This window comes from Fructilactobacillus sp. YLN 2507, assembly GCF_059614085.1.
In genome coordinates this window covers 279,853-298,437 of the sequence record NZ_CM184303.1, presented here as the reverse complement: position 1 = coordinate 298,437, position 18,585 = coordinate 279,853, and the positions used below count along the sequence as shown (strand labels likewise).

Sequence of the window (18,585 nt, the reverse complement as noted above, 5' to 3'; positions counted from 1 at the left end):
TATCTTAATAGATTATTCTTCAGAGAATAACTTAATTTCGTCTGAATCATTTGATAAAGTAACGATTGCCTTACGACGTTTCTTAGTGAAACCAACGTAACGACCTTGGCGTTTTTCTTTACCTTTAACGTTCATGATGTTTACTTTAGCAACCTTAACGTTAAAAATTTCTTCAACAGCATTTTTAACTTGGTTTTTGTTTGCTCGTAAATCAACATCAAATGTATATTTTTTGTCGTCCATACGATCAGTTGAAGCTTCAGTGATTACAGGACGTAAAATGATATCTCGTGCTTCCATTATGCGAGCACCTCCTCTACTTGAGAAAGAGCAGCTTTGGTAATAACGACTTTTTTAGCATTCAATACATCAAGAGTGTTAACACCTTTGGCGCTAATTACTTGAACGTTCGGAATGTTTTTAGCTGATAAAGCAACGTTATCGTTAGTATCTTCCAAAACTACCAATGTCTTAGTAGCTGCATCAAGATTTTTCAATAAGTTCGCAAATTCCTTTGTTTTTGGTGATTCAAAGTTAATTGAATCAACTACAACAAAATTATCTTCTGAAACTTTTTCTGAAAGAACTGATTTAACAGCTAATCTAGTAACCTTTTTAGGAAGATGGTAGCTGTATGAACGAGCTGATGGTCCAAATACTACTCCACCGCCAACCCATTGTGGTGAACGAATAGAACCTTGACGAGCACGACCAGTACCTTTTTGTCTCCATGGCTTCTTACCACCACCAGAAACTTGGCCTCTAGTCTTAACTCCGTTGGTACCTTGACGTTGAGATGCACGCTGCATAATTACAGTGTCAAATACTACGCTTTCGTTTGGTTCAATACCGAAGATGTTTTCGTTAAGATCGATTGAGCCATCTTTACTACCATCTTGTTTAAATAATGATACGCTTGTCATTTTGCGGTTCCCCCTTTCCTATTTTCTTGAATTGTGTACAGAAGTACGAATCGTAACTAGTGTTTTGTTTGCACCAGGTACATTACCTTTAATTAACAATACGTTGTTATCAACGTCTGCTTTAACAACTTCAAGGTTTTGAATGGTAACAGTTTTGTTACCCATCCGTCCAGGAAGTTTCATACCTTTAACAACTCGGTTAATAATAACTCCAAGTGAACCTGGACGACGGTGATATCTAGAACCATGAGTTTCTGGTCCACGACTTTGATTGTCTTTGTGAATGTTACCTTGGTAACCATGACCTTTAGTGATACCAGTTACATCGACTGAGTCTCCAGCTTGGAATGTATCAGCTTTAACTTCATCTCCAACTTTATAAGCCTCTAAGTCGACATCACTGATTTCACGAATGAAGCGCTTAGGGGTAGTGTTAGCTTTTTTGACGTGACCTTGTTCAGGTTTATTACTTAAAACTTCACGTTTTTCATCAAAACCAAGTTGAACTGCTTCGTAACCGTCTGTTTCGTTGTTTTTAACTTGTAAAACAACATTAGGAGTTACATCCACAACAGTAACTGGAACTAATTCACCGTTTTCAGTAAAAACTTGAGTCATACCAACCTTTTTACCTAAGATTCCTTTTTTGATCATGAGTACACCTCCAATATTGTGTAATATTATAATTTAATCTCGATATCAACACCACTTGGTAAGTCTAATTTCATTAATGAATCAACAGTTTTTGGTGTTGGATTTAAAATGTCAATTAAACGTTTGTGTGTTAACATTTCGAATTGTTCTTGTGCTTTACTATACTTGAATGGTGATGCCAAAACTGTATAAATAGTTCTTTCAGTTGGCAATGGAATTGGCCCTGAAATAGTAGCACCAGTTCTTTGTGCAGTAGCAACAATCTTATCAGCAGCTTGATCTAAGCTACGGTGTTCGTATGCTTTCAAGCGAATACGGATTTTTTCTTTTGCCATGTTTTTCCCTCCCTCGTCTATTTTCTTTTAAGACTAACTCCGTAAAAGTTACCGGACAGACCTTGCCATGGCAAAGCGGCCGGGTGTGCCGCAATCTTTTACATCATCGCTTACTGTATCAATTTTAGAGCACAATCTGCCCCTTCATTTAAGACACTACTATATAATACATGTAATTTGCTTGTGTTGCAAGGGTTTTACGATATAAAACAAAAAAAGCTTTGTTAATTAAAATTAACAAAGCTTTTTCGAATTAATAATTGAAAAGTAATTAAGATTCTCCACCATTTTTCTTAATAATATCTTCTTGGATACTCTTAGGAACAGCAGTGTAGTGGTCAAATGACATTACAAAAGTTCCACGTCCTTGAGTTGCTGAACGCAAATCAGTTGCGTAACCAAACATTTCTGAAAGAGGAACCATAGCATGAATGTTTTGTGCATTATCTTGTGCTTCCATACCTTCAACGTTTCCACGACGAGCTGTAACTTGTCCCATAACGTCTCCCATGTATTCTTCAGGAACACGAATATCAACTTTCATGATTGGTTCCAAAATAACTGGAGCAGCTTTTTTAGCGGCATTCTTCAAAGCGATTGAGGCAGCAATTTTGAAAGCAGCTTCACTAGAATCGACATCATGGTAGCTACCATCATACAACTTGGCTTTAAGATCAATTAATGGGAATCCTGCAAGAACACCATTTTCCATTGATTCTTTAATCCCTTGTTCTACTGAAGGAATAAATTCACGAGGAACAACTCCACCAACAATGGCATTTTCAAATTCGAAGCCAGAACCTTCTTCACCAGGAGTGAATTCAACCCAAACATCACCATATTGACCTTTACCACCAGATTGACGAACAAACTTACCTTGAGCTTCAACTGGTTTAGTAAATGCTTCACGGTAAGCAACTTGAGGTTCACCAATGGTAGCGTCAACACCAAATTCACGTTTCATTCGTTCAATCAGAATATCAAGATGAAGTTCTCCCATTCCGGCCATAATTGTTTGACCAGTTTCTGGGTTAGTTTGTGCCCGGAAAGTAGGGTCTTCTTCAGAAAGTTTTTGAAGAGCAGTATTCATCTTGTTTTGATCGGCCTTAGTCTTAGGTTCAACTGCAACTTCAATAACTGGTTCTGGGAATTCCATTGATTCAAGGTGTAAAGGATGATCAATATCAGTTAATGAATCACCAGTAGTGGTATTTTTCAAACCAATTGCCCCAGCAATATCACCAGAGAATACTTCAGGAATTTCTTGACGAGTATTTGAGTGCATTTGAACCAAACGACCAACTCGTTCACGCTTGTCTTTGGTAGCATTTAAAATGTATGAACCAGATTCAAGTGAACCACGGTAAACACGAATAAATGTTAAACGACCAACGAATGGATCAGTAGCAACCTTAAATGCTAAAGCAGCAAATGGTGCTTTATCATCAGGCTTAACTGGTACTTCTTCACCAGTTTCTGGATCAATAGCTTGGTAAGGACGAACATCAAGTGGTGATGGAAGGTAATCAACAACCCCATCCATCATCATTTGAACACCTTTGTTTTTAAATGCTGAACCAGCAAAAACTGGGTACATTTCAAGGTTAATCGTTGCTTTACGAATCGCAGCTTTTAATTCATCCTTAGTAATTTCTTCACCATTAAGGAATTTGTCCATGATGTCATCGTTCAAGTCAGCAACTGCTTCAATTAAGTTATCGCGAGCGGCTTGAGCTTTTTCTTTGTAGTCATCTGGAATTTCAACAGTATCCCAGTTGGCACCTTCTTTATCTTCATCATAGATGTAAGCTTTCATTTCAATAAGATCAATTACACCCACAAAATCATTTTCAGCACCTACAGGAACTTGAACAGGAACCGCATTTGCTCCTAAACGATCATGCATTGATTGAACAGAGAAATCAAAGTTAGCCCCTAATTTATCCATTTTGTTGATAAAAACAATTCGAGGAACATCAAAATCTGATGATTGACGCCAAACAGTTTCTGTTTGAGGTTCAACACCTGCTTGTCCATCAAGTACAGCAACGGCACCATCAAGTACTCGAAGTGAACGTTCAACTTCGACAGTAAAGTCCACGTGTCCTGGTGTATCAATGATGTTAACCCGGTAACCCTTCCATTCAGCGGTAGTAGCGGCTGATGTAATGGTAATACCACGTTCCTTTTCTTCTTCCATCCAGTCCATTTGTGAAGCACCATCATGGGTTTCACCAATTTTATGAACTTTACCAGTATAGTAAAGAACCCGTTCGGTTGTTGTTGTTTTACCAGCATCGATATGGGCAACAATCCCAATGTTACGTGTTTTTTCTAACGGGAATTCACGTTTGTTAGCCATTATTAACTCCTTTTAAAATTCAATAGTTCTAAAAAAGTGGCCAATTTCTTAGCCACCCTTTAATTGCGATTAAGCAATCAGAAGATTACCAACGGTAATGAGCAAAAGCACGATTAGCTTCAGCCATTTTGTGTGTATCTTCACGTTTCTTAACAGCTGCACCAGTATTGTTTGATGCATCAATAATTTCTTTAGCAAGACGGTCACTCATAGTATGTTCACCACGAAGACGTGAGTAGTTTACTAACCAACGTAAACCTAAAGTAGTTCTTCTTGCAGGACGAACTTCGATAGGAACTTGGTAGTTAGATCCACCAACACGGCGGGCCTTAACTTCAAGGACCGGCATAATGTTTTTCATTGCTTCTTCAAACACTTCAACTGGATCGTTACCAGTAGTATCTTTAATTTGGTTAAATGCATCATATAAAATTTCTGATGCAGTACCTCTCTTACCATCTAACATCAAATGGTTGATTAATTTTGAAACCAACTTTGAGTTATAGATTGGATCTGGAAGGATTTCACGTTCTTGAACTTTTCCTTTTCTAGGCATCTAAAAGTCCTCCTTTAATTAAATATTATATTATTTTTTAGCTTTAGGTTTCTTAGTACCGTATTTAGAACGACTTTGACGACGATCTTGAACACCGGCAGTATCTAAGGCACCACGGATAACATGATATCTAACCCCAGGTAAATCCTTAACACGACCACCACGGATTAAAACAACACTATGTTCTTGTAAGTTATGCCCAATTCCGGGAATGTAAGCAGTAACTTCAAGTAAATTTGAAAGACGAACACGCGCATACTTACGTAAGGCAGAGTTAGGCTTTTTAGGAGTCATAGTTCCCACACGAGTAGCAACTCCACGTTTTTGAGGTGAAGCATTGTTTGTTTGTTTCTTCTTGTAACTGTTGTATCCGAAGCCAAGAGCTGGGGATTTTGATTTAGAACTTCTAGATTTACGACCTTTTCTAACTAATTGATTAATTGTAGGCATCTAAAAAGTCCTCCTTTCTTAAATTTGTTTTTAAGTCCACACATCCAGGTGAACCATTTTTTAGGAATAAAAAAATCGCTTAACTGTTTAAGCACATTGATTAGAATAACATGTTAATCAAACACCGTCAACAAAATTTAACGTATTTTTTGATGAGGTGAAAATATGAAAATCATTTTATTTATTTATGGAAGTATCATCGGATCGTTTTTACCATTATTAGTTGAAAGAATGGTAACTAAAACTAATTTCATTTGGTCACGTTCCCAATGTAATTCTTGCCAACGTCAGTTAGCTTGGTTTGAATTAATTCCAATTGTTAGTTTTATTGGTCTACGAGGGAAATGCAACCGGTGTCACATAAAAATTCCAAGTTATTTATTATTGTATGAAGTTAGTACCGGATTACTTTTCACTTTGCTGAATTCAATTCCACTACAGTTATTTGGATTGTTATTATGTTTAACAATTATTAGTTTATTTGATCTCCTTACTCTCCACTTTAGCTCACATTGGATTCCTATTATCTTTAGTTTAGCAATCTGGATTTCAGAATTAGATTTTTGGGCAATAATCATAATTGGTTTTTGTTACCTAAGCTTGCTTTTGATCAACCAAAAGCTAAATTGGATTGGTAATGGTGATTTGGATGTGATGTTTTGCCTTTTAATTGCCTGCAGATTTTCATTAGTTATCCATACTACTTTACTAGCAGCTTTATTAGCCTTATTCTATTGTGGAATTAAAAAAACCAAACTAGTTCCTTTTATTCCTTTTCTAACTAATAGTTTAATCATGATATTGTTTATCGATAGCATTCCAGTTACAATGTAGGAAAGTGTAAAACTTATATATGACTGAAATTGGTCAGTCGTTTCTACTCAGAACCAGAATTCTGAACTATAAGCATGAAAGGTATTGTATTCATTATGGAAGAATTAAAAAAAGTGATTCGCGAGCAAGGAACCATTTTACCAGGTAATATTTTAAAAGTTAATTCATTTTTAAATCATCAAATTGATCCTGAATTAATGTATCAAATTGGCCAAAACTTTGCGGAATACTTTAAAGATTTGGGAATTACAAAGATTCTCACCGTGGAAGCTTCTGGAATTGCACCAGCTGTGATGACTGGCTTAGCAATGAAACTACCAGTGGTTTTTGCTCGGAAAAGTAAATCATTAGTGGTTAAAAATGATGTTTATAGTGCTGAAGTTTACTCTTACACTAAACAAGTTACTAATCAAATTTACATCGAAAAACAATTTTTAACCAATCAAGATAAAGTATTAATTATCGATGATTTCTTAGCTAATGGAGAAGCCACTAAGGGCTTAATTCAAATTGTCGAAGCAGCTCAAGCTTCCGTGGCCGGTATCGGAATTGTAATTGAAAAGACTTTCCAACCTGGGGGACAATACTTACGTGATCAAGGTTATAACGTACTTTCTTTAGCCCAAATTGCTTCACTAGCTGGTAATCAAGTTAAATTTGCTAACTAATCAAAAAGCAGTCAAATTTCAAAAATTTGACTGCTTTTTCTATGCCTATTTTTTGTTAATAAGTTTCATAACTACAAACCAGATTAATTGAATTAAAAAGAAAAATAAATAAAATCCACTTAACAAATACCAAGTCATCATTTTAATTTGAGGAGTTTGATCCACTCCTGCTCCATCAACACTTCGCATAAAAATCATCACTGAAAATAATCCATAAGTGATAACTTCTAAAATAGTTACCCCACACCAAATTTTAAACCCTAGGCGCATTCTTTTTTCTCCTCTAAAGTTATAAACTTTACTGTATTGTATCAAAATTATATCAAAAAAACGCAATGAATTTTTTAATTCATTGCGTTTTTTGAAATAAAGCTTGTTTTCCAATCCCAGTTTTAATTATTTAGTTGGGTTATCAGTATCTAAATCAGATGTCTTATCAGAACCAGCAACAACGCTTTCGCCAGCTGGTTTACCAACTTCTTCTGGTTCAATGTCTTCATATTCATGAACACCGGTTCCAGCAGGAAGAAGCTTACCAATAATAACGTTTTCTTTAAGTCCGATTAATGGATCTACTTTACCACGAATTGCAGCATCAGTAAGTACTCGAGTGGTTTCTTGGAAGGAAGCAGCTGATAAGAAACTATTAGTTTCAAGGGCAGCTTTGGTAATTCCAAGTAAGACCGGACGAGCAGTGGCTGGCACTTCACCAGTCATAACTGCATCAGCATTTCGTTCTTTGAAATCATCGATATCAATCAAGGTACCTGGCAAGATATCGGTGTCACCTGGATCCATGACCCGTACCTTACGAAGCATTTGTCTAACCATGATTTCGGCATGCTTATCATTAACTTCAACCCCTTGACGACGGTAAACTTCTTGAACCGCCGTTAATAAGTAAGTTTCAGTTGATAAGGTATCACGAATCTTAAGAAGCTCTTTAGGATCAATTGAACCTTCGTTTAGCGCATCACCACGGCGAACTGTATCACCTTCAGCAACTCTCATCCGAGCAGTTAATGGAACCTTGTATTTTCTGGTATCTGCTTTACCTTGAATAGTAACTTCTTTAACCCCTTCAGCAGGATCTTCTTCGATTAATTCAACTACTCCAGTAACTTCAGAGATAGTTGACTTACCTTTAGGATTTCGAGCTTCAAAAATTTCTTGAACCCGGGGAAGCCCTTGGGTAATATCAGTGTTACTTGCAACCCCACCGGTATGGAAAGTCCGAAGAGTTAATTGGGTACCAGGTTCACCGATTGATTGAGCAGCAACAGTTCCAACTGCTTCACCAACTTCAACGTTATCACCAGTAGCTAAGTTTTGACCGTAGCACATTTCACAAACCCCATGAGCAGTGTTACAAGTGAAGGCTGAACGAATTTCAACTGAATCAATTCCAGCATCAACAATTTGTTGAGCTTTCTTATCATCAATCATTTCGTTTTTAGCAACGATTACTTCACCAGTTTCAGGATCTTTAACGGTCTTCATGGCATTTCTACCAAGAATTCGATCGTAAAGTGGTTCAATCATTTCGTTACCTTCTTTAATCGCACGCACTACTAATCCACGATCAGTGTGACAATCTTTTTCACGAATGATAACATCTTGAGCCACATCCACAAGTCGACGAGTTAAGTAACCTGAGTTGGCAGTCTTCAAGGCCGTATCGGTCATCCCTTTACGAGCACCATGGGTAGAAATGAACATTTCCAAAACTGACATCCCTTCACGGAAGTTAGATGTAATTGGAAGTTCCATAATTTTACCATCAGGAGAAGCCATCAATCCACGCATTCCGGCAAGTTGAGTAAAGTTTGAGATATTCCCACGAGCTCCAGAATCACTCATCATGAAGATTGGATTTTCAGGATCAAAATTTTGTAATAAAGCATCTTGAGTTTTATCACGGGCATCATTCCACACGTTCACAATTCTTTCATAACGCTCTTGATCGGTAATCAAACCTCGACGGAATTGTTTGGTAATGGTAGCAACCTTTTTGTGACCATCAGCCACAATTTCTGGTTTTTCTTTAAGTTCAGTAATATCTGCCATTCCAACAGTTAAACCTGACTTAGTTGATTCATCATTACCTAAATCTTTAATTCGATCAAGTAATTCTGAAGTTTCTGTAACTTTGTATTGGTTATAAACTTCAGCGATGATATCTGATAAGAAACTTTTCTTAAATGGTTTAACAGGCTCAGTATTAGCAATATGTTCGTGAATGTTTTCCCCAGGTTCTAAGAAATAGTTATCAGGAATAAAGCCATTTAAATTAGTAGCAGTTGGTTCATTCAAGTAAACAAATGCCTTAGGCAAAATTCCGTTAAAAATTACTTTACCAACTGAAGTAACCATAATTTTATCTTTTTGGTCATCAGTAAATGGCTTATCTGGAAAAGCTGCAGCAGGAATTCCAATTCGACTGTGCCAATGCACTAAACCATCACGATAAGCAACTTCAACTTCTTCAGGCGTGTTGAAAATCATTCCTTCACCTTCACGACCAGGTTCTTCCATCGTTAGGTAGTAGTTACCGATAACCATATCTTGTGATGGAGCCACAACGGGTTTCCCATCTTTTGGAGCCAAGATATGACCAGCAGCAGCCATTAACAATCTTGATTCAGCTTGAGCTTCATCAGAAAGAGGAACGTGAATGGCCATTTGGTCACCATCAAAATCGGCATTGTAAGCAGCACAAACTAATGGATGTAAACGCATTGATTTACCACTTACCAATACTGGTTCAAAGGCTTGAATTCCAAGTCGATGCAAGGTAGGGGCTCGGTTCAATAGAACTGGATGTTCTTTAATTACGTAAGGAAGAACATCAAAAACAACATCATCTTTACGTTCAATTTCACGTTTAGCATTTTTAACATTTGAAGCTAACCCGCGTTTAACCAACTCGTGCATGATAAATGGTTTGAATAATTCAAGTGCCATTGAAACTGGAAGACCCATTTGGCTAAGTTTTAACCATGGACCAACATCAATAACAGAACGACCTGAATAATCAACCCGTTTTCCAAGTAAGTTTTGACGGAATCGACCTTGCTTACCCTTAAGCAAGTGAGAAAGTGATTTCAAAGGACGATTACCAGGACCGGCAACAGGACGACCACGACGACCATTATCAATCAAAGCATCAACTGCTTCTTGTAACATTCTTTTTTCGTTTTGGACGATAATTCCAGGAGCGTGTAAGTCTAATAATCGTTTTAATCGGTTATTTCGGTTAATTACCCGTCGGTATAAATCATTCAAATCAGAAGTAGCAAATCGGCCCCCTTCCAGTTGTACCATCGGACGTAAATCAGGTGGCATAACTGGAATAGTATCCATTACCATCCAAGATAAATTGTTTCCAGAGGTAAGAAACGCTTCCAAAATATCTAAACGACGAATTGCACGTGTTCTTTTTTGACCAGTAGCTTTCTTAAGTTCTGCTTTTAATTCAGTAACTTCTTTTTCTACATCAACACTATCAAGTAAAGCCCGAATTCCTTCAGCACCAATTTTCGCATCAAATCGGTTGCCATATTCACGTTTCTTATCACGATATTCTTGTTCAGATAATAATTGTTTCTTTTCAAGTGGTGTATTACCAGGATCAACAACTACATATGAAGCAAAATAAATGATCTCTTCTAAGGCACGAGGGCTCATGTCTAGAACTAATCCCATTCGACTTGGAATACCCTTGTAATACCAAATATGAGTTACTGGAGCTGCTAATTCAATGTGACCCATTCGTTCACGACGAACCTTGGCACGAGTAACTTCAACTCCACAACGATCACAAACAATTCCTTTATAACGAATTCCCTTGTACTTACCACAGGCACATTTCCAGTCCTTAGTAGGTCCAAAAATTCTTTCATCGAATAAACCATCTTTTTCTGGCTTTAAAGTTCGATAGTTAATCGTTTCAGGTTTGGTTACTTCTCCGTATGACCAGCTACGAATTGTTTCAGGAGATGCAAGTCCAACTTGCATACTTTTGAATTTGTTAACATCAACCATTGGCGTCCCCTCCTTTATTAATTATTGTCTTTTTCATCAGTTGAAGCATCATCAGCGACCTTAGAGGTAGCTTCTTTATTTTCGGCTTCTTTTTTTGCATCTTGTTCTTGGGCAATTTTGTTAAGGGCATTAACGTTCACAACATCATCGTCATCATCCATATCACGTAAATCAATTGGTTGGTGATCAGCACCAAGAACCTTCATATCAAGGCCAAGGGCTTGTAATTCTTTAACCAATACTCGAAATGATTCAGGAACTCCCGGTTTAGGAATTGGTTCACCTTTAACAATGGCTTCATAAGTCTTAACTCGACCAACTACATCATCTGATTTGTAAGTTAGAATTTCTTGTAAAGTATGAGCTGCTCCATATGCTTCAAGAGCCCAAACTTCCATTTCACCGAAACGTTGTCCCCCAAATTGGGCTTTCCCACCAAGTGGTTGTTGCGTAACAAGGGAGTATGGTCCGATTGAACGAGCGTGAATTTTATCTTCTGACATATGGTTAAGTTTAAGATATCCCATGACTCCAACTGCGATTCGTTTATCAAATGGTTCACCAGTCCGACCGTCATAAACAACTGACTTTCCGTCACTAGCCATACCGGCTTCTTTTACAGCAGCCCAAACATCATCAGAAGTGGCACCATCAAATACTGGAGTAGCAACATGAATTCCAAGCTTCTTAGCAGCCATTCCTAAATGCATTTCCAATACTTGACCAATGTTCATCCGTGATGGAACACCCATGGGACTCAATAAAATATCAATTGGAGTTCCATCAGGTAGATAAGGCATATCTTCTTCAGGAATTACGATTGAAACCGTACCTTTATTACCATGTTTACCGGCCATTTTATCACCGACTTGAAGTTTCCGTTTTTGAGCAATGTAAACTCGAACCATTTTGTTTACACCAGGCTGTAATTCGTCTCCATTTTCCCGAGAGAAAACTTTAACATCTTGAACCACTCCATCAGCACCATGAGGAACTCTAAGTGATGTATCTCTAACTTCACGTGATTTTTCACCGAAGATGGCATGTAATAAACGTTCTTCAGAAGATAACTCAGTTACCCCTTTTGGCGTAACTTTACCAACTAAAATATCACCATCATGAACTTCAGCACCAACTCTGACAATTCCTTCTTCGTCAAGATCCTTAAGCGCATCTTCACCAACATTAGGAATTTCACGAGTCATTTCTTCAGGTCCAAGTTTTGTGTCACGAGTTTCTGATTCATATTCTTCAATGTGAATTGAAGTATAAGCATCTTCCTTAACTAATTTTTCACTAATTCCAATGGCATCTTCAAAGTTATAACCTTGCCAAGTCATGAAGGCAACAGTTGGGTTTTGACCTAAAGCCAATTCCCCATTTTCCATTGCAGGTCCATCAGCAATGATTTCATCAGCATCAACATGATCGCCAGTCTTCACAATTGGAGTTTGATTATAGTTCATCCCATTGTTAGAACGCATAAACTTGGTTAATTCATAAGTGTCTAACGTTCCGTTATCACGACGAATCTTAACTACGTCAGCGTCAACGTATTCTACAGTTCCAGGATACTTAGCAATTTTAGCAACTCCAGAATCATGAGCAGTCTTATATTCCATTCCAGTACCAACAAGTGGTGCATGTGGATTGATCAATGGAACCGCTTGACGTTGCATGTTTGATCCCATCAAGGCCCGGTTACTATCATCATTTTCCAAAAATGGAATACATGCAGTGGCAACTGAAACAACTTGAAGAGGAGAAACATCCATGTAATCAACATTATTAATATCTGCTTCAACATATTCAGCTTTATCACGAGCCATTACGTGTGTTTCACGGAATGATCCATCGTCATTAAGTGGAGTATTGGCTTGTGCAATCACATATTTATCTTCATCACTGGCAGTTAAATAATCAATCTTGTCAGTAACTTTGTGAGTTCCCCAATCTACACGACGATAAGGAGATTCAATAAATCCATACTTGTTTACACGAGCGTAACCAGAAAATGAGTTAATCAACCCAATGTTAGGACCTTCAGGAGTTTCAATTGGACAAACCCGACCATAGTGGGTGTAGTTAACATCACGAACTTCATACCCGGCACGGTCCCGAGTGATACCACCAGGTCCAAGTGCAGATAAACGACGCTTATGAGTTAATTCACCTAATGGATTAGTTTGATCCATAAATTGTGAAAGTTGTGATGAGCCAAAGAATTCTTTGACTGAAGCAACTACTGGACGAATATTAATTAATTGTTGTGGAGTAACGGTTGCCGCATCTTGAATTGACATTCTTTCACGCACAACTCGTTCCATTCGTGATAAACCAATGCGGAATTGATTTTGTAACAATTCACCAACTGAACGTACTCGACGATTGCTCAAGTGATCAATATCATCAACAGAGCCGATTCCCTCTTGTAGATCAAAGAAATAGTTCACTTCAGCTAACATATCAGCAGGTGTAATGTGCTTATAGTCAAGGCTGATGTTGTCATTTCCAACTACAGGAACCACTTTTTCAGGGTCTTTGTTTGAATAAACTTTAATAATTTGAACAGTTACTGGATCTGTAACCACAGCTTCAGGAGCTGGATTAAATGTATAAGCTTTGAAATCTTTGTTATCCAAATATGGAGCCAAAGTCTTCATAACTTCTTTATCAATTAAATCACCCTTTTTAGCAATGATTTCACCAGTTTCAGGATCAGCCAAAGTTTCAGCCAAATAAAGTCCCATTAAACGATTCTTTAAACTAAGCTTTTCGTTAGTCTTATAACGACCAACGGGAGCCATATCATAGCGTTGTGGATCGAAGAATCTAGTCGTTAAAAGATTACGTGATGATTCAGCAGTCTTAGGTTCACCAGGACGCAAGCGTTCATAAATATCTTTTAACGCTTCTTCAGTTCGGGTGTCACTTGAATCTTTGTGAACATCTTTTTCAATGGTTAAGTTAAGACTATCATTAGTCTTACCAAAAATTTCAAAGATTTCATCATCAGAGCCAAACCCTAAAGCCCGAATCAATTCAGTAATTGGTAACTTTCTAGTTCTGTCAATTCGAATATATGATACATTTTTGGCATCAGTAGCGAATTCCATCCAAGCACCACGATTAGGAATCACTGTGGCACTGAACATTTCGCGACCATTTTTATCTAATTCTTTGTGGTAGTAGGCCCCTGGCGAACGAACTAATTGAGAAACAATTACTCGTTCTGCCCCATTAATAATGAAAGTTCCTTGATCAGTCATTAATGGTAAATCACCGAAGAATACGTCTTGAGTTTTGATTTCACCAGTTTCATGGTTAGTCAATTTAAGCGTAACGTGAAGCGGAGCTGAGTAATTAACTTCATGAGCTCTTGCTTCGGCAACGGTGTATTTAGGTTCTAACAATTGGTAATCAACGAAGTCCAATGATAATTTTCCTTGGAAATCGTCAATTGGCATAATGTCTCTAAACATCTCACGAAGGCCTTCATCTAAGAACCAGTTGTATGAGTTAGATTGCACTTCAATCAAGTTAGGAAGATCCAAAACTTTTTTGATTCTGGCATAACTTCTACGGGTTCTATGTTTACCGTATTTAACAACGTTCCCAGCCATTGCATCTTTTTGGTTGTTTTCTTTAACGTTTTCTGCCAAGTTGTTAACCCTCCTTAAATAATCCCTTCAAAAAGAAATGTTACAGTTTGATTACATTTCACTAAAAAAGCTAATTTAAAGCAAAAAAAAGCCAAAAATAGAGTTTTCTATTTTTGGGTAACTATAAGCGTTATCCCGGACAATAGATCGGCATAACTCATTTCAATTTACTATATACTACTATATGATAACGCTAGATCAACACTACGTCAACAAAAAACGCCATCGTAAAATGGCGTTTTTTCTATATAACTGGTGTTTTATGTGTAATTGTAATTTTACCTTTTTGTGCTCCAATTGTAATTTTATCACCTGGGTTAAATTTACCAGCTAATAATTCATCACTTAATGGATCTTCAATTTCACTTTGAAGCGCACGACGTAAAGGACGAGCCCCATACTCTGGGTTATATCCTTTTTTAGCAACTACATCAATTGCAGCTGGAGTAATCTTTAAGATATACCCTTGTTTTTCAACTCGTTCCACCAAATTTTTAGTCATTAATTTAACGATTCGATGAAGTTCTGATTCGGTCAATCCATGGAAAATAACTGTTTCATCAATTCGATTTAAGAATTCTGGTCGGAAAAACTGCTTCATTTTTTCTTGAATTACTCGTTTCATTTCATCATCGTTACTGTCAGGTTGTTTTGCATCAAAACCAACCGTCTTTTGTTCCCGTAATGCTGACGCACCTAAATTAGAAGTCATAATAATAACGGTATTTCTGAAATCAACCTTCCGTCCTTTAGAATCAGTTAAAAACCCATCATCCAATACTTGTAATAACAGATTAAAAACATCTGGATGAGCTTTTTCAACTTCATCAAGTAAGATAACCGAGTAAGGATGCTTACGTACCTTTTCAGTTAGTTGACCACCTTCTTCATAACCTACGTATCCTGGTGCTGAACCAACTAATCGACTTGTGGAATATTTTTCCATGTATTCACTCATATCAACTCTAATAACATCGTCTTCTGAGCCAAACATTTCCTCAGCTAGATCCTTAGCTAACTCCGTTTTTCCAACTCCGGTAGGACCAAGAAAAATAAACGATCCAATTGGACGATTAGGATCTTTCAACCCGCTTCGAGCTCGACGAACTGCTTTAGCAACCGCTGTAACAGCTTCATCTTGCCCAATTACTCGCTGATGTAAAACTTTTTCCAAATTCATCAACCGATTGGCATCGGTCTTTTTAAGATGGGTAACAGGAATTCCCGTCCATTCAGCTACAATTTGAGCAACTGATTCCACATCTTCTTTTAATGTATAGTCATGTTTTTGATTTTCTTGCTTTCGTTTTTCTTCTTCTGCTTGCAAGAGCTTATCAACAATTGATTCTAACTCTTGTTCACGACTTCGAAAATGAACTGCATCATCAAATCGTTGTTCCTCGATAGCCTGATCTTTATTAGCTCGTGCTTCATCAAGTGAAAGTTGAGATGACGCTAGATCGGTAGGCTTACCCATAGCATCAATCCGAACTTTAGCAGCAGCTTCATCCATTAAATCAATCGCTTTATCTGGCAAGAAGCGGCCACTAATGTATCGACTAGACAAATCAACTGCTGCATCAATAGCAGCATCAGTAATTTGAACATGATGATGCTCTTCATATTTGGGACGTAATCCTGTTAAAATTTTCTTAGCTTCATCAACACTGGGTTCTTCGATTTGAATCGTAGCAAACCGACGTTCCAAAGCTGCATCCGATTCAATATGCTTTTGATATTCATTAAGGGTAGTTGCTCCCATCATTTGAACTTCACCACGGGCTAAAGCAGGTTTTAAAATATTAGAAGCATCAATCGCTCCTTCTGCTCCCCCCGCACCAATTAAAGTATGCAACTCATCAACAAATAAAATCACGTTTCCATTCGCTTTAATTTCATTGATAACTTTTTTTAAACGATTTTCAAATTCACCACGATACTTTGTTCCAGCAACTAAAGTTCCCATATCAAGTGCCATTACTCGCTTATTGTACATATCAACGGGGACCGCTTTTTCCACAATCTTTTGGGCAAGTCCTTCCGCAATCGCTGTTTTCCCAACTCCAGGTTCGCCAATTAGAACTGGGTTATTTTTTGTTCGACGACTTAAAATTTGCACTGCCCGTCGCACTTCTTGATCACGTCCAATAATTGGATCTAATTGACCATCACGAGCAGCCTTGGTTAAGTCCTTAGCAAAAGCATCTAAAGTTGGTGTTTTTTCTTTATTATCATTCTTATTTTCCGTTAGAATTCCTTGATCAGGAACCCCCATTTTACGAATTGTAATTTTCCGTACATCATCTGGAGAAATACCTAAGCTATTTAAAATTCTTGATGAAACAATTTCGTTTTCACTAGTTAAAGCTAACAATAAATGTTCAGTACCAACCTTTTGACTACCATATTGTTTAGCAATTTGGGCAGCTAAATTTAGCATATCTCGCATTTTAGGCGAATAAGGCAAGTATGTGGCATCATCATATTTTAGGTTTCCGTAACCAGCAATTTGTTCAATTTCTTCTTTAACATCCTGTTCGGTAACAGAAAGTTGATTCAAAGTTTGATAAGCAATTCCACTTTTTTCAATTGCTAATGCTAATAGTAAGTGTTCCGTTCCCACAGATTGATGTTGAAAATTACGTGCTTGTTCTTGCGCAATCATCAATGTTTTTTTTGCACTAGGTGTTAATGAATCTTCCATTAAGATACCTTCTTTCAGCTAACATTCATATTTTAAGCGGCACAATAACGCAGATAATACGTTTGCACGCACTTTTTCTTCTGTTTCATAGTTTGAGACATTAATAGCATCATGGGTAAGAATGGAAGCTACCATTTGAACCTCTCGTTCATTCAACAGCCCATTATCCAATAAAGTATGCAAAATGTCCTCTTCATCTTTTTGACTAATCATATCTCCGATTGAGTCAATTAAAAGATCAAAAACATTTGAGTCCTCTGTTAAATTTATTTTTTCAATTCTAATGTAGCCACCGCCACCACGTTTGCTTTGAACTACAAAACCATCTTGAATGGTAAAACGAGTTTTGATGACGTAGTTAATTTGGGAAGGAACTACATCAAAATGTTCTGCAATATCTGAGCGGCGAATTTCAATTTCTTCGTCGCCTTCTGTTAATAATTCTTTTAAATATTCTTCAATTGTATCTGACATACTATGATTTGCCATCTTATCATCTCATCTCTGACTAATGTTGACTTTAATTATATAAACATCACACCCAAATAACAAGCAAATTCACTTATCAAAACAAAAAAAGCATTGATGATTAATCATCAATGCTTTTTATTCGATCGGGAAGACAGGATTCGAACCTGCGACCCCCTGGTCCCAAACCAGGTGCTCTACCAAGCTGAGCCACTTCCCGAAAAAATGCACCTAGCAGGAGTCGAACCTGCAACCTTCTGATTCGTAGTCAGACACTCTATCCAATTGCGCTATAGGTGCATAATAAATGCCGAGGACCGGGATCGAACCGGTACGGTCATTACTGACCGCAGGATTTTAAGTCCTGTGCGTCTGCCAATTCCGCCACCCCGGCATAATTCTATTATCATAGAAAAAAGCGGAAGACGGGATTCGAACCCGCGACCTCCAGCATGGCAAGCTGGCGTTCTACCACTGAACTACTTCCGCATAATGCCGACTAGAGGACTCGAACCTCCGACCTCATCATTACTAGTGACGCGCTCTAGCCAACTGAGCTAAGTCGGCAAAAATAATATGCGGGCAAAGGGATTCGAACCCCCACATCACGAAGATACTAGAACCTAAATCTAGCGCGTCTGCCAATTCCGCCATGCCCGCATGATATTATTTTTACTATTTGAAAATGAGCCGTGGCAGGTTCGAACTGCCGACCCTCTGATTAAAAGTCAGATGCTCTACCGGCTGAGCTAACGGCTCAATGGAAGATACAGGGATCGAACCTGTGACCCCCTGCTTGTAAGGCAGGTGCTCTCCCAGCTGAGCTAATCTTCCATTGAAAAATCTAATTGTCTGGGAAACGAAAACCCGTTTTGACAACTATTAAATAATATCATCGAAACCAATCGTCGTCAACCTTTTTTAA

At 37.7% G+C, this 18,585-nt stretch carries 14 protein-coding genes, 8 tRNA genes and 1 riboswitch; of the genes, 2 read left to right on the top strand and 20 right to left on the bottom strand.

The features are described from left to right. Positions 1-12: 12 nt before the first annotated feature. The 7 genes from rplW to rpsL all read right to left on the bottom strand — a co-directional run bounded on the left by rplW (position 13) and on the right by rpsL (position 5,280). Positions 13-300 (bottom strand): 50S ribosomal protein L23, encoded by a 288-nt coding sequence (rplW, locus tag AC0GLY_RS01415; protein ID WP_496611796.1) that lies wholly within the window; start codon positions 298-300, stop codon positions 13-15. Then, positions 300-923 carry a 50S ribosomal protein L4 gene (gene rplD, locus AC0GLY_RS01410; protein ID WP_496611795.1) on the bottom strand — a complete coding sequence of 208 codons (624 nt, stop codon included), beginning with the start codon at positions 921-923 and terminating at the stop codon, positions 300-302. The genes rplW and rplD overlap by 1 nt, the downstream gene beginning before the upstream one ends. 18 nt (positions 924-941) lie before the next feature. Beyond that, positions 942-1,577 (bottom strand): 50S ribosomal protein L3, encoded by a 636-nt coding sequence (gene rplC / locus AC0GLY_RS01405; protein ID WP_496611794.1) that lies wholly within the window; start codon positions 1,575-1,577, stop codon positions 942-944. Positions 1,578-1,603: 26 nt separating this feature from the next. Next, the gene (rpsJ, locus tag AC0GLY_RS01400) at positions 1,604-1,912 is read right to left on the bottom strand and encodes a 30S ribosomal protein S10 (protein ID WP_041817923.1); all 309 of its coding nucleotides are present in this window, start codon (positions 1,910-1,912) and stop codon (positions 1,604-1,606) included. Positions 1,913-2,183: 271 nt separating this feature from the next. Further along, entirely contained in the window at positions 2,184-4,274 is a 2,091-nt protein-coding gene (gene fusA / locus AC0GLY_RS01395; protein WP_496611793.1) for an elongation factor G, read from the bottom strand. An 85-nt stretch (positions 4,275-4,359) separates the two neighbouring features. Next, positions 4,360-4,830, bottom strand: coding sequence for a 30S ribosomal protein S7 (rpsG, locus tag AC0GLY_RS01390; protein ID WP_496611792.1), 471 nt, complete (start codon positions 4,828-4,830; stop codon positions 4,360-4,362). Positions 4,831-4,860: 30 nt separating this feature from the next. Then, positions 4,861-5,280 carry a 30S ribosomal protein S12 gene (gene rpsL, locus AC0GLY_RS01385; protein ID WP_496611791.1) on the bottom strand — a complete coding sequence of 140 codons (420 nt, stop codon included), beginning with the start codon at positions 5,278-5,280 and terminating at the stop codon, positions 4,861-4,863. Between the two features lie 165 nt (positions 5,281-5,445). Here rpsL and AC0GLY_RS01380 point away from each other — a divergent pair, with 165 nt between their 5' ends. Together AC0GLY_RS01380 and AC0GLY_RS01375 are read left to right on the top strand one after the other, a co-directional pair. After that, positions 5,446-6,114 carry a prepilin peptidase gene (locus AC0GLY_RS01380; RefSeq protein WP_496611790.1) on the top strand — a complete coding sequence of 223 codons (669 nt, stop codon included), beginning with the start codon at positions 5,446-5,448 and terminating at the stop codon, positions 6,112-6,114. Continuing rightward, positions 6,108-6,203: riboswitch (purine riboswitch) on the top strand. (Overlaps the previous gene by 7 nt.) Before the next feature lie 6 nt (positions 6,204-6,209). After that, positions 6,210-6,782 carry a xanthine phosphoribosyltransferase gene (locus AC0GLY_RS01375; RefSeq protein WP_496611789.1) on the top strand — a complete coding sequence of 191 codons (573 nt, stop codon included), beginning with the start codon at positions 6,210-6,212 and terminating at the stop codon, positions 6,780-6,782. Positions 6,783-6,827: 45 nt separating this feature from the next. On the opposite strand, the gene AC0GLY_RS01370 is transcribed toward AC0GLY_RS01375, so the two are convergent. From AC0GLY_RS01370 to AC0GLY_RS01310, 13 genes are all read right to left on the bottom strand, one after another. Next, on the bottom strand, positions 6,828-7,052 hold the full coding sequence (locus AC0GLY_RS01370) for a DUF3923 family protein (RefSeq protein WP_496611788.1): 225 nt from the start codon (positions 7,050-7,052) through the stop codon (positions 6,828-6,830). 126 nt (positions 7,053-7,178) lie between these two features. Next, positions 7,179-10,826 (bottom strand): DNA-directed RNA polymerase subunit beta', encoded by a 3,648-nt coding sequence (gene rpoC / locus AC0GLY_RS01365; RefSeq protein ID WP_496611787.1) that lies wholly within the window; start codon positions 10,824-10,826, stop codon positions 7,179-7,181. Between the two features lie 17 nt (positions 10,827-10,843). Next, a complete protein-coding gene (rpoB, locus tag AC0GLY_RS01360) occupies positions 10,844-14,449 on the bottom strand; it encodes a DNA-directed RNA polymerase subunit beta (protein ID WP_496612222.1) in 3,606 nt (1,201 codons plus the stop codon). A gap of 283 nt (positions 14,450-14,732) precedes the next feature. Next, the gene (locus AC0GLY_RS01355) at positions 14,733-17,192 is read right to left on the bottom strand and encodes an ATP-dependent Clp protease ATP-binding subunit (protein ID WP_496611786.1); all 2,460 of its coding nucleotides are present in this window, start codon (positions 17,190-17,192) and stop codon (positions 14,733-14,735) included. Between the two features lie 18 nt (positions 17,193-17,210). After that, positions 17,211-17,681, bottom strand: a complete 471-nt coding sequence (locus tag AC0GLY_RS01350) for a CtsR family transcriptional regulator (RefSeq protein WP_496611785.1) — start codon at positions 17,679-17,681, stop codon at positions 17,211-17,213. 125 nt (positions 17,682-17,806) lie between these two features. Further along, a tRNA-Pro gene (locus tag AC0GLY_RS01345) sits at positions 17,807-17,880 on the bottom strand. Between the two features lie 6 nt (positions 17,881-17,886). Beyond that, positions 17,887-17,960: transfer RNA gene (locus AC0GLY_RS01340), tRNA-Arg, on the bottom strand. Positions 17,961-17,968: 8 nt separating this feature from the next. Then, positions 17,969-18,054 (bottom strand) — tRNA-Leu (locus AC0GLY_RS01335). A gap of 23 nt (positions 18,055-18,077) precedes the next feature. Continuing rightward, positions 18,078-18,149, bottom strand: a tRNA-Gly gene (locus AC0GLY_RS01330). 4 nt (positions 18,150-18,153) lie between these two features. Then, positions 18,154-18,227 (bottom strand) — tRNA-Thr (locus AC0GLY_RS01325). A 10-nt stretch (positions 18,228-18,237) separates the two neighbouring features. Then, positions 18,238-18,320 (bottom strand) — tRNA-Leu (locus AC0GLY_RS01320). Between the two features lie 26 nt (positions 18,321-18,346). Beyond that, positions 18,347-18,419: transfer RNA gene (locus tag AC0GLY_RS01315), tRNA-Lys, on the bottom strand. A 2-nt stretch (positions 18,420-18,421) separates the two neighbouring features. Next, positions 18,422-18,494, bottom strand: a tRNA-Val gene (locus AC0GLY_RS01310). Positions 18,495-18,585: the final 91 nt, after the last annotated feature.

Coding starts and splice junctions, on each gene's coding strand:
- rplC (WP_496611794.1), bottom strand. CDS start 1,577: ATGATCAAAAAAGGAATCTTAGGTAAAAAGGTTGGTATGACTCAAGTT.
- AC0GLY_RS01375 (WP_496611789.1), top strand. CDS start 6,210: ATGGAAGAATTAAAAAAAGTGATTCGCGAGCAAGGAACCATTTTACCA.
- AC0GLY_RS01350 (WP_496611785.1), bottom strand. CDS start 17,681: ATGGCAAATCATAGTATGTCAGATACAATTGAAGAATATTTAAAAGAA.
- AC0GLY_RS01380 (WP_496611790.1), top strand. CDS start 5,446: ATGAAAATCATTTTATTTATTTATGGAAGTATCATCGGATCGTTTTTA.
- rpsL (WP_496611791.1), bottom strand. CDS start 5,280: ATGCCTACAATTAATCAATTAGTTAGAAAAGGTCGTAAATCTAGAAGT.
- rplD (WP_496611795.1), bottom strand. CDS start 923: ATGACAAGCGTATCATTATTTAAACAAGATGGTAGTAAAGATGGCTCA.
- rpoB (WP_496612222.1), bottom strand. CDS start 14,449: ATGGCTGGGAACGTTGTTAAATACGGTAAACATAGAACCCGTAGAAGT.
- fusA (WP_496611793.1), bottom strand. CDS start 4,274: ATGGCTAACAAACGTGAATTCCCGTTAGAAAAAACACGTAACATTGGG.
- rpsG (WP_496611792.1), bottom strand. CDS start 4,830: ATGCCTAGAAAAGGAAAAGTTCAAGAACGTGAAATCCTTCCAGATCCA.
- AC0GLY_RS01355 (WP_496611786.1), bottom strand. CDS start 17,192: ATGGAAGATTCATTAACACCTAGTGCAAAAAAAACATTGATGATTGCG.
- rplW (WP_496611796.1), bottom strand. CDS start 300: ATGGAAGCACGAGATATCATTTTACGTCCTGTAATCACTGAAGCTTCA.
- AC0GLY_RS01370 (WP_496611788.1), bottom strand. CDS start 7,052: ATGCGCCTAGGGTTTAAAATTTGGTGTGGGGTAACTATTTTAGAAGTT.
- rpsJ (WP_041817923.1), bottom strand. CDS start 1,912: ATGGCAAAAGAAAAAATCCGTATTCGCTTGAAAGCATACGAACACCGT.
- rpoC (WP_496611787.1), bottom strand. CDS start 10,826: ATGGTTGATGTTAACAAATTCAAAAGTATGCAAGTTGGACTTGCATCT.